This is a genomic window from Luminiphilus sp. nBUS_16, assembly GCF_051201645.1.
Classification (GTDB): Bacteria; Pseudomonadota; Gammaproteobacteria; order Pseudomonadales; family Halieaceae; genus Luminiphilus.
Map to the genome: position 1 here is coordinate 1,512,808 of NZ_CP179205.1, position 12,385 is coordinate 1,525,192.

Consider the following 12,385-nt stretch of genomic DNA (forward strand, 5'->3'; position numbering starts at 1 on the left):
AGCCTGAGGTCTACTGTTGTTTCTTCGGGCCACTCAGGATGAGGCAAGCGCTCAAGAGCCTAGCCCCTGGGGCGCTGCTAAGTACTTTGAGGCGACTTAGAGACTTAGACAGTATTGAGGCTTACCGATGCTGCATACGTGCAGGTGGAGGCTGTTGATGAATCAAAAGGGAAGCCCAGCCAGAACAGTCCCCCCATTGGCGTCGTCACGGGCCATAACTACCCCCATTCTTGGCGAACGAGAACTCGCTATTGGCCATGCAGATTTTTCCAACGCACTCGATACCGCCGCAATGCGGGGTGATTTTGACAAGGGTGTCGCCCTGCAAGTTCATCTTCCGTTCTGCGCGACCCGCTGCGTTAGCTGCGACAGGGTCGCCGAGGTTGCATTTGATCCCTCGGCAATAGACCGCTACCTCATTGGGCTGGGCGTCGAGCTGTCGTTAATTACCGATCGAATAGGCAGAGGGCGTCCGCTGGCTCAGTTGCAGGTTGGGGGAGGCACTCCCAGCATGCTAAGCGGCTCTCAGCTGGCGCGGCTCTCAGCGGTTATAGACCAGCATTTTTCGGTCGGTGATGACTGCGAGACAGTTTTTGAAATCAGCCCAGACAGAACCTCTTGGACACAATTGGAACTTATCAAAGGGTTAGGCTTTCGCAACTTACGCTTAGAGCTGCGTGAGGTTGATGCAAGTGCACAGCAGGGGTTAGGCAGAAGTTATTCCCCTGAGCTATTGCACGACATGCTGAGCAACGCCCGGCAAGTAAACTTCGAATCGATAACCTTCGATCTCGTCTATGGACTGCCCGGGCAGAGCGTAAAAGCTGTGCGAGATAGCCTGCGCATAATCACTGAGATGAATCCTTCCCAGCTGCTGTGCAGGCCTTTTGTCCGTGACGAGCAGCGTTTTGTGCACCAGCGCGGCATTGAGTCCTACCTGATGCCATCCGTCGCTGAAAAAATGGCGATGTTCGTCGCGATTGTAGATCGATTGGAGGACTCCGGTTACCAATGGGTAGGGATCAACAGCTTTGTAAAGCCTGATCACCCCCTCAGCGTTGCGCAGGCAGAGGGACACTTGGTGCGTAATCGTTTGGGCTACTCGAATAAACCTACTCGTATCGTTTTGGGTGTGGGGCTGGGTGCCGTCTCCGAGATGCCCAACCTGTTGTCAAGAAATGAAGTCAGTTTAGATGCGTGGCACGGTACCCTTGAGGGGAATGAGCACCCATCCTGCGCAGGCATTCAGTTCACGGCCACTGAGGCAAAGAAACGTCGGCTCGTTCACCGGTTGAGCGAGTCGCTGCGTGCTCCCCTTGCTGAATTTGAGTCCGCTGAGCAGCAGGAACTGTTAAACAAGCTGCAGAAAGAAGGCTTGGTAAAGGCGGATTCCGATTGGGTCCGGGTAACTGACTCTGGTAGGTTTAAGTTGCTGCAGCTGTGGGACCCAGATGCTGGAGATTTGCGCATCGCTAATTCTGCGTAGCGATCGCTGATAACGGTAGTTTTCTACAGACCTTTGGGGCAGTAGCCTAGCAATCAAAAAGCCGGGGGGCAGCGCTAGTGCTCGGGCTTGTCCGTTTTCGAGCTTTGGCCGGTGGCAGACATCTTTGGCGTCACACTATCTGCATGTACCTCTCTCAACGCTTGCCACTCTAGTAAAAACCAGGGCGTAAATTCATCGGGTGCTGCCGTCACCCACGCATCTACGTGGTCTAAATCAAACCAACCCCACTCTGAAATTTCATTGGGATGGGGTGTTATATTGATGGCATCATCTAGGTGTCCGATGTAGACGGCACAGAGTTCGTGCTCTGTTCCCACCGAACCAAAGTGTGCAAGATACTCGAATTGATAGACGCGGGTGAGGGGGGTTTGTAGCCCTAACTCTTCTTGCAGGCGGCGATGTACAGCGCTGTCGTAGGATTCTCCATTTCTGGGGTGGCTACAGCAGCTGTTAGTCCAAAAATTGGGCCAAAGTGGTTTGTCCTGGCTGCGTTTGTGCAGCAGAACCTGATTGTTTTTTGTGTAGACGAAAATTGAGAATGCGCGGTGAAGCTGCCCCCCGGGAAGATGTACTGTTCTCTTTGAGGCGTTGCCGATCACCTGATCCAATGAGTCGACCAAAATTAGGTCCTCGGAGTCAAAAGAGACTTGACCGAGCACTTCGTTCATAACGAATTCCTAAAAAAGAGAGGTAAAGTGACCCGCCCCGAAGGGTGCCTCAGAGATTTCACGCTAGGGTGAGCGAGTTGGCACTGGGGGAAGCGCATGTTAACTCGTTCTCTGTGGTCTAAGAGTAGATCGGTGTCCGCTCTCCGGGTCAAAAAAGTCCTGGCCCCTAGAGGCCAGGGTAACTACCGCGTCACTTCCGTTCTGCGGGTAGGGCTTCCATGTGGCTCGCTGCTGCCATTACTTCGCCGTCGAGCCAGTTGTACTTACCAGAGCTCAAAAGAACGAAGTGAATGAACAATGCGAGAACAAACAGGAACGCAGCATTTGCTACGAGCACCCGACGTGGATCAAATAGCATCCATACTCTGTGCATAGTCTTTCTCCGTTTATTTAGTGGTTAAACCCCCAAAGGGGTGTGACCACAGGGTTTACGTTGACTTCCTGATCAATAGAACCAGGGTTTCCACATGAACATCAGTACATGTGCTGTCACCGCGATAGCAACGAAACCAACCCATCCCTGTACATAAGCACTATGGAACTCCTTGGCCTCATTGCTGGTTAGCCCTGATGGGCTACCGCCTTGCTCGCTCATGGTTTTACCTCCCATGTTTTGTCAAGCAGATGCCGCGTAGATGCCAAGAAGGCGTCGGTGCGACGTTTGTTTGAGAGCTATTGCCACTAGGTGGCGCCTTCTCTCAGCCCCCTGCACTAGGAGAAACCTCCCGGTGCAAAGATAGGTGCCGACCTTAAGGCCGGCGTGAGATGTCTAACTTCCAGCAGTCATCCCGTGATCGTTAACACCTGTACTGGCTTGTGCAGGTGCTTCTTCAGTTGCCTCATCCACGGTCGCCTCTAATTCAGCTTCTGGCGTTGCTTCGGGTTGAACCGATAGCAGCGTAGAGCGGGCGAGGTTGGGATAATCTTTCACCATATTGGCGCCCAGCATGGGTTTGTAGGCCCCTTGGTGGCAGGTGGCGCAGTTCACCTTCAGGGGATCACCCATAGGACCTTTACGGTGATCGGGTAGCCAGTCGGTGGTCTGGTTGACGTACTTCGTGTTCATCTCCCTTACCATGCGGATCCCGTGCCATGCCCGTACCCGTGCAGGCGAGCTTTGCTCCCAGTCGTAAAAGGCGCGAGTGTTATGACAGTGCGTGCAGTTCACGCCTAGGGAGTCAGAAAAATGCATCATTAAGCTGTAGATGTATTCGGTTTGCTTGACCGATGACCTGTTGCCATTGGGTAGGGCCGTTTGTCCAGCAACTCGCCAGGGCAGGGTGGCTGCCTCTTCCTCATCGCCTTCAAGGTAGGGCGTTAATGGATCATTTGGCAGAGAGCTATAGGCCGCTGTAACAGAGGCAATATTCTGGCCTGCGGTCATGACGCCTGCGGCATGGGGTTGGCCTGGATCGGTTGCCCACACATACTCCGGAATATTCTTTCCACGGTGGCAGGTGTAACAAGTCACACCGGCTCCGCCGACGTGATCACCCCACTCAACGTTGGCTTGCTGGGTCATCAAAGTCATGACCCTGGCAACACGCTTAGTGTACTTTGTGTCGTACTGAAAGCCTTCGGCCACGTGGCAGTAGTTGCATCCCTCTTCAGGAGAGATCCACTCGGTCATGGCAGCCATCAGGCGGGTGAATTCCCCGACACTGAGGTCACCTAGAACCTGCACGTTTTGGTAGATATCCCCGGCTTTCGGTCCAACCGAAGGGACCGCGGGCTGTGGCGTAGGGACCTGATTCGCCGCAACGGTGGCGGCAAGTGTCTTGGGGTTGACAACCAACTCCTGACCCAGCCCACGATTGCCTAGCTGCACAGTTTCTGGTGGTGGCATTTCACAGCCGGTCAGCAACAAGCTGCCAGCAATAACTACTACAGTGGCGCGAATAAACTGAGGTAATTTCATTGGTTCGCCTCCATCATAGGATCAACGACAGGTACCGCGTCGATAACAGGGTAGGCCGGTGCAATACCGTGCTTAACCCCCCAGAGATACCAGTTTTCTACTACTGTTCCAGTGAGCAGGATGCCTATGCCACCGGTGATCACGGTGAGAACTGCGAACCACCATGCCCAGCGGTGAATGGATTCCATTGAGGCGTTAAACCCCATGCACCAGCGCCAGTAAAGCATTGACCGTTCGCCCGCTGTACCGATATCGGTGACTTGGTCGATCTCGCGATCGCCGCCATAACGACTGACCGCCAAAATGGTTGCCCCGTGCATGGCGAACAAAATAGCTGAGCCGTAAAGGAAAGCGATGGAAAGCATGTGGAAGGGGTTATAGAAAAGATTGCCGTAGCGCATTGAGAAGGCAGCGGTCCAGTCGAGATGCGGGAATATGCCAAAGGGCACTGCTTCGCTCCAGCTACCCATGAGGATGGGGCGGATAAACCCAAGGACCAAATAAAGCCAGATAGCCGCGGCAAATGCCCAAGCAAGATAGTTGCTCATGCCTAAGTTTCTGGAAATGGTGAATGTTCGCCACCACCAGAGCAGAATTGACGCGGTTAGAAAAAAACCTGCCATCAACCACCAGCCGCCGTCGTTCAGCGGCGGAATGCTCAGTCCATATTCTGGCGGTGGTGGCTCTAATGCCAGCCATGGCAACTGCCGCATGAACTCTATGGGATCCCAGTTCACGGAGGCCCACATATTAAGCCCGATGATCTCAAAGGCGATGAATCCGCACAGGAAGGCGAGAAAGCCTGATGGCCCCAAATAGATAGGTCCAATCTGTGCATCCCCCAGCTTGCCGGCTAGCCAGCTGTGAATGGGGCCACCCATTCGATGCTCTTCATCCTTACCGATGGGCACTCCGGGGTAGTCGGGAGCGTCGGCCTGAACCTGTGTGAAAATATTCTGATATTCAATCATGATTCAGTCTCTCCTCAATTCCAGATGGGCAGTTCAAGCCACCAGTTCCACCATTCCGGCCATCCTCTGGTCCAGAATGGGCCACTGATTACAATGCACACAGCGCTCCAGAATGCTGCGCCCAGTGCTACGAACAGGCCTAAACGGTGAATGCCAAGGGCTCCGATCGAGTAGCCAATGTCATCGCGGAAAAATGTATTTTCATGCTCGCCGGTCTTAACCTTCTCGCCATCCCGAGGGTCGGTGGCCATAAGGATCAGTGATCCGTGCATTGATAGCGCCATTGCCGTAGTGAAGAAGAACGTAATGGCGATCATGTGTGCAGGGTTGTAGTGAAAATGCAAAAACTGGTAGCCGACGTTTGATACCCAATCGAGATGGCTAAGAATGCCGTAGGGGAAGCCGTGACCCCATGCACCGAGAAGCATGGGGCGAATCACAACCAAAGTAACGTAGGCGAGAACAGCGTAGCTAAAGGCAAAGGGAATGTGCAGTCCCATGCCTAGTTTCCGTGCGATTTCTACCTGTCTGAGTATCCAAGAGACAAAGGCACCAATTGCACAAATGGTGATTAGTTGCCAGGCGCCCCCTTCCGCGAAGGGTGCAACCCCCAATCCATAGGATAAATCTGGCGGTGCGATGTTGATGCGCCAAATGTTCCAGGTGTCACCCATGGATGCGCCAACCAAAATAAGCGCAGTTCCAAGCAGGGCGAAGAAGGCTGTGCTGACCCCGAAGAAGCCGACGTAAAATGGCCCCACCCAGAAGTCAAAGAGGTCTCCTCCAACCAACGTGCCACCCCTGACACGGTACTTCCTCTCAAAACTCAGTAATGACATGTTATGTCCCTCAATCCCTGTGCGTCGCTATCAATAGCGTGCCGCGGGTTATTACTTCTCGGTAGGTACGACTCTCGGTCGTGCCTGTTGTTCAGACGTGCATAAAGGCGTAGGGAACCACGCCGTAAGCCGCCTTTTTTGCTGCCTGAAAGCAGCTTTCACCGGGTGAAGCGTGGGCAACTGACTGAAAAGTCAATCGACACATCACTGCACCTATGAAAAACCAACAAAAAGCTACGATGAGCAACAATCGAAATTGCAGTTGCTCCCCGAACGATTGCTGATGTCCTTTTTGCCCTGATGAATGATTCATCATATTTCTCCCTCGCGGTCAGGCTGCATTACCGGTCTTAACCTCAAGACCCGCACGCAGCACATGTTCTTTGCTCACAGCATCTGCACCTTGGTGCCTAGCTGAGTGTTCCGCAGCATCACGGATTCGTTTTGCTGCGGAAATTCGTACCAATATCGGCTGCTTGGCAACCAACGTTTCTAATGTTTTTTCTGCATCATCGGCCCAGCGCAGTGCCATACGTGCAGGTGTCGCCTCAACGGCATCCATTTCGGTGCCAAGCGGTAGAATGTGGAACAAGGCGTCGAATAGAGCGTTACAAACTTCCTGTAGTAAATAGGTGGCTCCGCTGTAACCCATGAAGGGGGTTCCCGTATGGCGTCGAATAATCGTGCCCGGTAGGGAGGCTGGAATATAAATGCTCTTGCCGCCTAATTCTGCGAGGTACATGCGTTCGTTATAGCTACCAAACAGGATAAGGGGTGAGGTCTCTGCAATTGTCTGACGAATCGTTTCGTTGTCAGGTTTTACACCGGGTTTGCGTGAAAAGTGAAAAGCGCAGGGAAGGCCTAGCTCATCCTCTAAAAAATGTCTCACGCCTCGGGTATATGTTTCCGTGGCGGCGATACCAAAGTTGGCAGTCCCAAAGAAATCTTGGGTTACAGAGCGCCATAAATCCCAGACGGGCTTCAACGTAGTGTGGCGTTCTTGTTCGATGAAGGGTTCGGGGTCTAAACCGAGCTCTTCGCCGAGTGCACGTAAAAATTTGGTGGTGCTGTGCAGCCCGAAGGGCGCCTGAAACCAGGGCTTTTCTAGGGCCTGACAGAGCTTTGAGCCAAATTCCCGGTACATACACACGTTGGCGTCAGCGTCGCCTAGCGAAGGTATGTCATCGAGGTGGCAGCCCAGAGGAAAAACACGGTTGACCCGCGCGCCCATTCCCTCGACTAATCTGACAATTTCGGCTTGGTCGGATGCGGTGTTGAAATAACCGTAAGCGGGTCCGATGATATTGACCAAAGGTACGGCATTTTCCTTGGTAGCTTTACGTTTCTTCTTTTTCCCGCCGTACTGATCCCACAGCCAGACCAGAGCGCGATCTGCACTTTGCCATTGATCCTCGTCGATGGTTCTGGGCAAAAAACGCTTTATGTTGGTATCTGCCGGGGTAACACCTCCGCCAATCATTTCTGCAATGGATCCGGTTACAACGACGCTTGGGCGCTCTGCATCTAGAGTCTGATGGGCACGGCGCAGCGCGCCTTCGGTTCCTTTCTGTCCAAGCTCTTCCTCAGCAAGCCCGGTAACAACGATAGGGAGCTCGTGGGGTGGCAAACCATCGGTGTAGTGAAGCACCGAGGTAACGGGCAGGTTTTCGCAGCCCACTGGGCCGTCAATAATTACCTGCAGTCCTTTTACCGCAGTGAAAACATATACCGAGCCCCAGTAGCCGCCCGCTCTGTCATGATCAAAGACGAGCATCAGGCAACCTCCCTCGTTTTGATTAGACCCGACCGGTTGATAGTGTCTTCAGTCCAAACACCCGCTGCATCGCCTGACCCTACGCCCTCAAAGAATGAGTCCATGGCATCAAAGCGCGCTTTGTTGTTCACCGCTGTGTTAATCACCTGACTGAGCGAACCCGCTCCAGCAGGACCCATAAGCGGTCGAGCAGAAATTAAGTTCGTGAAATACAGTGAAGGGACGCCTTTTTGCTTTGCGTGTTGCACAACCGGCGTGGTGCCGATGGCAAGGTCTGGTTCAAATGCGTCTACAGCACAGGTATCGTCTTCGAGCGAAGCTCGAAATTTAACGGTGACGCCATGTGCCTCAAGCCATTCTTTATCGTGCGCATTCCATTGTGTGCCGGGGCAGGCACTGCCGACATAACGCAGGTCCGCGCCACTCTCGACGAGTAAGCGGCCGACGAGTAATTCAGAGCCCTCATAACCCGAGAGCGTCATGCGTGCTTTGATTGGGTTTGCAGCAATGGCCTCGGTAATCGATTTCCGCAGCGTGTCGCGATGCTTAGTCATCACATCGGCAGGCGTGCCTAGAGCGGTGCCTATCGCGGTAAGCCATTCGGCAGTGCCTTCAGCACCGACAGGGGCGGAGCCAATAACGGGTTTACCCGCTGCGACGAACTCTCGATTACAGGCGCTGTAGAAAGGGTGGAGCATGGCGACTAAGCTGCTGTCTAATGCGGCGTAAAGCTCTCGCCATTCCCGCGTGGGAACAACAGGACCAGCGCTTGCGCCCAGTGGCGCCAGTAATCTATCGATCACAATTGCGTCGACAGGAAAGATTTCGCCCAACAGTGCAATTGAAGGCTTGCTGTCCCGGGACTCAAGGCTCGTGGGGCGAGCCACAGGGCCAGCGGATACCTCGGAACGCGCATACTTAAGCATAGCTGCAGCCAATACATCTTTCGCTTCAGCATGAGTGGGGACGCCAAAGCCTGGGACATCAATGCCAATAATCCGTACGCCGTTAATGGATTTTGGTAGCAGATCTAATGGAACGCCTGATGCGGTAGGCACGCAAAGATTGATCACGACCACTGCATCATATTTGGCAGGGTCAGCTAAGGTATGGACTGACTCTCTAATATCTTCAAAGAGTTTGCCGGTAACCAAGGATTCAGAATCGAAGGGTACGTATCCTACGGTTCTGCGTGCGCCATAAAAGTGTGAGGTAAAGGTTAATCCGTAGACACAGCACGCTGAGCCACTCAGGACTGTTGCCGTGCGCTGCATTCTCAGGCCAACCCTTAAGGATCCAAATGCGGGACACATGCTTTGAGGCTGGTCGTGAGGTCCTACGGGGTAGTCTTTAGCGTACTGATCGAGTGTTTCTTGATTGGCCTGACCTGCCGCTTGATCACGCAGGGTTCGGGAGCTTCCAGCACAGCCTGGTGCATCGGTCGCATCCTCTGTTACCAGTGGAATAGTTTCCGGACTATTTGATGCGTGATCAGACATTGTCGTAGACGACCTCAAGGGAAGGCTGCTCAAGCTTTGTTACATCGCAGAGGTCTGCGAGGGTTGCCGGTTGCAACACCACATTGCGTCCAACCGTATCGCCATCGAAAAGTTCTAGAAGGCCGTCTTGTGTCAGTGGAGCCGGTTGGGCTGGTGGTGCTTCGGCCACGTTGCTGGCCAAACCTGCAAAGAGGGATCCCCACTCACTTTCTGGTGTACCTATGATTTCGTAGTTGGCGCTTTTGCGTCGAATATCGTCATTGGCCGGTATCGAGGCTAATTCGGGAATGCCTACTGCCTCGCAGAACGCTTGAGCTTCACCGCTACCGTCGTCTTTGTTGGTGACCATGCCTGCGACACCGACGTTCCCGCCCAATTTTCGGAAATACTCGACCGCAGAGCAGACGTTGTTTGCCACGTACAAGGATTGAAGGTCGTTGGAGGCGACCACAATCACTTTTTGGCACATGTCTCTCGCGATCGGAAGGCCAAAGCCGCCGCAAACCACGTCGCCTAAAAAGTCGAGCAAAACATAGTCGAAATCCCAATCATGAAAGCCCAGTTTTTCGAGGGTTTCAAAGCCGTGGATGATGCCTCGGCCACCACAGCCTCGTCCGACTTCAGGACCACCAAGTTCCATGGCATAAACGCCGTCGCGCTTAAAACAAACGTCTTCTACTCTGACTTCGTCTCCCGCCGCTTTTTTGGCAGCCGCGGTCTCAATAATGGTTGGACAGGCTTTGCCACCAAAGAGCAGTGATGTGGTGTCACTTTTTGGATCGCAGCCTATCAGCAACACCTTTTTGCCTTGCTGCGCCATCATGTAAGACAGGTTAGAAAGCGTAAAACTCTTGCCAATGCCACCTTTCCCATAAATTGCAATAATTTGGGTTTTCGGGGCTTCTGCGGTAGAGCTGGCAATCATGTCAGCGCGTTCGCCGCTAGCCTCTAGGCCTGGGTCATAGACTTGTGCTTCGCTGGGACTCATACGGCCCTCCAGTCAAGAATCATTTTTAAGCAATGGGGGTCAGAAAACGCTTTGTCATAGGCGGGTGCAGCGTTTTGTGCGGTGTATTGATGCGTGATGAGATCCAGGACCTCAATCCGATTTTCAGTGAGCAGGCTCCGGGCAAATTCGAGGTCCGCAGGTTGCCACTCTGCAGCGATGCGCAACGTCGCCTCGGCCATAAATGCAACGGGGAAATCAAACTGAATGGGCTTGTGATAAAACCCTGCCAAAACAATCCATCCGCCTTTGCTGAGGCATGGCAGCAGTGCTTCTAAGATTGAAGCGTCACCGGATACGTCACAAATTCGCTCATAGCGATTGTTTGCATCGTCCTTGGGATCGATAACGGAGTAGGGCGTATTCCCTTCTCGGCGGGCTGGATTTTGCTCCCATACACGCAAATCTTTAGCGCCCATGGATTGGCAAATTCTGGCGACGAGACGCCCCAATACACCGTGACCAATAATGAGTTGAGGTAGCTCATCATTTTCAAAACGTCTAATCGCGTGGACTGCCGTTGCGATGAGCGCAAGGAGTACCCCTTCAGATCCGGTGTCGGGTGTCAGCGGAATGAGCCGCGCTGAGTCGACAACCAAGGTCTTTGCAGCACCCCCGAAGAGCCCAGCGACATCCTCGAAGCCTCGACTTCCGGGGACGAATACAACACTACCGGGGGCTATTTTTGATTCACTACCCGCATCGATGACTCGACCCACACTTTCGTAACCGGGGACGAGGGGGTAGTTGAGCCCGGGAAACTGTGGCATGCGCCCGTCCCAGAGCAGGCGTTCAGTGCCAGTGCTAATGCCTGACCAATCTATTTCGACGAGGCAGTCAGCGGCGTCACAGTTAGGAAGCCCAACCTCGCGTAGCGAGAGGTTCCCGGGTGACTCAAAAACTACAGCTGTTGCTACCTGGCTCATTCAAAGGCTCCGGAGCTTTAAGCTCCCCTGGCTTCTTGTTATCTGCCTCATTGAAGACAGAAAATTTCTGTTTCCAATAGGTGTCAGTTTAAAGAGACAATTCAAACTGTCAACAAAAGATTACGTATTGATTTTTTCTGCCACAAGTACCCTCACAAGGCTGGGCATAGGGCTTTTTGCCTCTCGAATACTGTTAAACCCTGCATTGGTCATCATTGATGTGATCTCTTCGGCGCTGCGGGGGCGGCCACTCCCCATTGCCCAAAGGTAAAAACCAAAATAGGTGTGGCCTATCGACTCTGATCCGCGAGTATTTGCCATCGGCTCGGCAACGATGAGCTGGCCTCCGGCGGGGAGCGCTTCATAGGTCTTGTTGAGTAAAAGCTGAGCGGGCTGATCGTCATGATCGTGCAGGACGCGCACTAAGCTCATAAGGTCGGCATGTTGGGGCAGTGAATCCTCAAACATGTCGCCACCCCGGTACTGCACAGAATGAACTGTCTCATCATCACCATTGGTGGAGGCGGCTGCTTGCTCAGCGACGGCTGGCAAATCGAAGACAGTGGCTTGTAGGTTGGGGAATCTAGCAACAGCGCGTCGGGCAAAGGCCCCGGTGCCACCGGCAATGTCGACAAGCTGCTTGCGCGCGCCGAAATTCACGGCGTCTAGCACGTAGTCAGCGATCATTCCTTGAGAGGTTGCCATTAGTTCGCTGTAGGCGGCGGGGCTAATGTCACCCGTCTTAACGTCCCCATACGCCCAGTAATTGGCCAGTGCGGTATTGTCACGCTGGCGAAGGAGGGCGGTAGGATCGGCGAGGTCGGCATACAGGTGCCGGTGATGGTGGACCATTGCAGCAATTCCGGGGTTAGCGAGCATCGCCGCCCCTAACTCACCCAAGCCCCATACATTGTCTTGGTAGGATTCAAGCAAGCCCAGTCCGTGCGCGGCTTTAAGCAGGGTCAGCAGACCAGGTTCGGCAATTCCAGTTGCTGAAGCGAGCCTTGCGGTTTGGACGGGCCCCTCGGCTAGCAGGTTTGGAATATCAAGTTCAACAAAAGCGGCCAAAGTTTGGGAGTACACAAACCCGGCGGTAATGTGGTGGAGCTGGGTCGCCCGCCGATTGGCAATGACTCGGGTGATGGGATTGCGCGCTGCCCATTTTTGAAAGCGGGGATTGGCAATTAATTTATTGCGGTATTGATGCCAACGCATTCGCCATGACGTTAAGTGTCTCGGTGCCTCATTGCTCAGTAACTGACCCTGTGCCGACATAG

Annotated in this window: 13 protein-coding genes; 1 reads left to right on the plus strand and 12 read right to left on the minus strand. The window is 53.6% G+C overall.

Going from position 1 to position 12,385, the window contains the following annotated elements; genetic code table 11:
• Positions 1–157 precede the first annotated feature (157 nt).
• Positions 158–1,486: a radical SAM protein gene (locus ACMAY6_RS06675; RefSeq protein ID WP_435215537.1), complete on the plus strand. Its 1,329-nt coding sequence runs from the start codon at positions 158–160 to the stop codon at positions 1,484–1,486.
• A 74-nt stretch (positions 1,487–1,560) separates the two neighbouring features.
• On the opposite strand, the gene idi is transcribed toward ACMAY6_RS06675, so the two are convergent.
• From idi to ACMAY6_RS06735, 12 genes are all read right to left on the minus strand, one after another.
• Positions 1,561–2,175, minus strand: a complete 615-nt coding sequence (idi, locus tag ACMAY6_RS06680; protein WP_435215539.1) for an isopentenyl-diphosphate Delta-isomerase — start codon at positions 2,173–2,175, stop codon at positions 1,561–1,563.
• Between the two features lie 190 nt (positions 2,176–2,365).
• Positions 2,366–2,548: a light-harvesting antenna LH1, alpha subunit gene (gene pufA, locus ACMAY6_RS06685; protein WP_007234724.1), complete on the minus strand. Its 183-nt coding sequence runs from the start codon at positions 2,546–2,548 to the stop codon at positions 2,366–2,368.
• 72 nt (positions 2,549–2,620) lie between these two features.
• Positions 2,621–2,785 carry a light-harvesting antenna LH1, beta subunit gene (pufB, locus tag ACMAY6_RS06690; protein WP_435215541.1) on the minus strand — a complete coding sequence of 55 codons (165 nt, stop codon included), beginning with the start codon at positions 2,783–2,785 and terminating at the stop codon, positions 2,621–2,623.
• A 159-nt stretch (positions 2,786–2,944) separates the two neighbouring features.
• A complete protein-coding gene (gene pufC, locus ACMAY6_RS06695) occupies positions 2,945–4,093 on the minus strand; it encodes a photosynthetic reaction center cytochrome PufC (protein ID WP_435215543.1) in 1,149 nt (382 codons plus the stop codon).
• Positions 4,090–5,064, minus strand: coding sequence for a photosynthetic reaction center subunit M (gene pufM / locus ACMAY6_RS06700; RefSeq protein WP_435215545.1), 975 nt, complete (start codon positions 5,062–5,064; stop codon positions 4,090–4,092). Before pufM ends, pufC begins: the two co-directional genes overlap by 4 nt.
• Before the next feature lie 14 nt (positions 5,065–5,078).
• Entirely contained in the window at positions 5,079–5,903 is an 825-nt protein-coding gene (gene pufL / locus ACMAY6_RS06705; RefSeq protein WP_435215547.1) for a photosynthetic reaction center subunit L, read from the minus strand.
• A 91-nt stretch (positions 5,904–5,994) separates the two neighbouring features.
• Positions 5,995–6,216, minus strand: coding sequence for a hypothetical protein (locus ACMAY6_RS06710; RefSeq protein WP_435215548.1), 222 nt, complete (start codon positions 6,214–6,216; stop codon positions 5,995–5,997).
• An 18-nt stretch (positions 6,217–6,234) separates the two neighbouring features.
• Complete coding sequence (gene bchZ, locus ACMAY6_RS06715) at positions 6,235–7,677, minus strand: chlorophyllide a reductase subunit Z (RefSeq protein ID WP_435215549.1); 1,443 nt, start codon at positions 7,675–7,677, stop codon at positions 6,235–6,237.
• A complete protein-coding gene (gene bchY / locus ACMAY6_RS06720; protein ID WP_435215551.1) occupies positions 7,677–9,176 on the minus strand; it encodes a chlorophyllide a reductase subunit Y in 1,500 nt (499 codons plus the stop codon). The genes bchZ and bchY overlap by 1 nt, the downstream gene beginning before the upstream one ends.
• Positions 9,169–10,164: a chlorophyllide a reductase iron protein subunit X gene (locus ACMAY6_RS06725; protein ID WP_007234731.1), complete on the minus strand. Its 996-nt coding sequence runs from the start codon at positions 10,162–10,164 to the stop codon at positions 9,169–9,171. Before ACMAY6_RS06725 ends, bchY begins: the two co-directional genes overlap by 8 nt.
• Positions 10,161–11,108 carry a chlorophyll synthesis pathway protein BchC gene (gene bchC, locus ACMAY6_RS06730; RefSeq protein ID WP_435215553.1) on the minus strand — a complete coding sequence of 316 codons (948 nt, stop codon included), beginning with the start codon at positions 11,106–11,108 and terminating at the stop codon, positions 10,161–10,163. The genes ACMAY6_RS06725 and bchC overlap by 4 nt, the downstream gene beginning before the upstream one ends.
• A gap of 120 nt (positions 11,109–11,228) precedes the next feature.
• Positions 11,229–12,383 carry a methyltransferase gene (locus tag ACMAY6_RS06735; protein ID WP_435215554.1) on the minus strand — a complete coding sequence of 385 codons (1,155 nt, stop codon included), beginning with the start codon at positions 12,381–12,383 and terminating at the stop codon, positions 11,229–11,231.
• Positions 12,384–12,385: the final 2 nt, after the last annotated feature.

Bases quoted from the DNA above. Each gene is read 5' to 3' on its own strand.
- bchC (WP_435215553.1), bottom strand. From the start codon at position 11,108: ATGAGCCAGGTAGCAACAGCTGTAGTTTTTGAGTCACCCGGGAACCTC.
- bchY (WP_435215551.1), bottom strand. From the start codon at position 9,176: ATGTCTGATCACGCATCAAATAGTCCGGAAACTATTCCACTGGTAACA.
- ACMAY6_RS06725 (WP_007234731.1), bottom strand. From the start codon at position 10,164: ATGAGTCCCAGCGAAGCACAAGTCTATGACCCAGGCCTAGAGGCTAGC.
- pufM (WP_435215545.1), bottom strand. From the start codon at position 5,064: ATGATTGAATATCAGAATATTTTCACACAGGTTCAGGCCGACGCTCCC.
- bchZ (WP_435215549.1), bottom strand. From the start codon at position 7,677: ATGCTCGTCTTTGATCATGACAGAGCGGGCGGCTACTGGGGCTCGGTA.
- ACMAY6_RS06735 (WP_435215554.1), bottom strand. From the start codon at position 12,383: ATGTCGGCACAGGGTCAGTTACTGAGCAATGAGGCACCGAGACACTTA.
- ACMAY6_RS06710 (WP_435215548.1), bottom strand. From the start codon at position 6,216: ATGAATCATTCATCAGGGCAAAAAGGACATCAGCAATCGTTCGGGGAG.
- pufB (WP_435215541.1), bottom strand. From the start codon at position 2,785: ATGGGAGGTAAAACCATGAGCGAGCAAGGCGGTAGCCCATCAGGGCTA.
- idi (WP_435215539.1), bottom strand. From the start codon at position 2,175: ATGAACGAAGTGCTCGGTCAAGTCTCTTTTGACTCCGAGGACCTAATT.
- pufA (WP_007234724.1), bottom strand. From the start codon at position 2,548: ATGCACAGAGTATGGATGCTATTTGATCCACGTCGGGTGCTCGTAGCA.
- ACMAY6_RS06675 (WP_435215537.1), top strand. From the start codon at position 158: ATGAATCAAAAGGGAAGCCCAGCCAGAACAGTCCCCCCATTGGCGTCG.
- pufC (WP_435215543.1), bottom strand. From the start codon at position 4,093: ATGAAATTACCTCAGTTTATTCGCGCCACTGTAGTAGTTATTGCTGGC.
- pufL (WP_435215547.1), bottom strand. From the start codon at position 5,903: ATGTCATTACTGAGTTTTGAGAGGAAGTACCGTGTCAGGGGTGGCACG.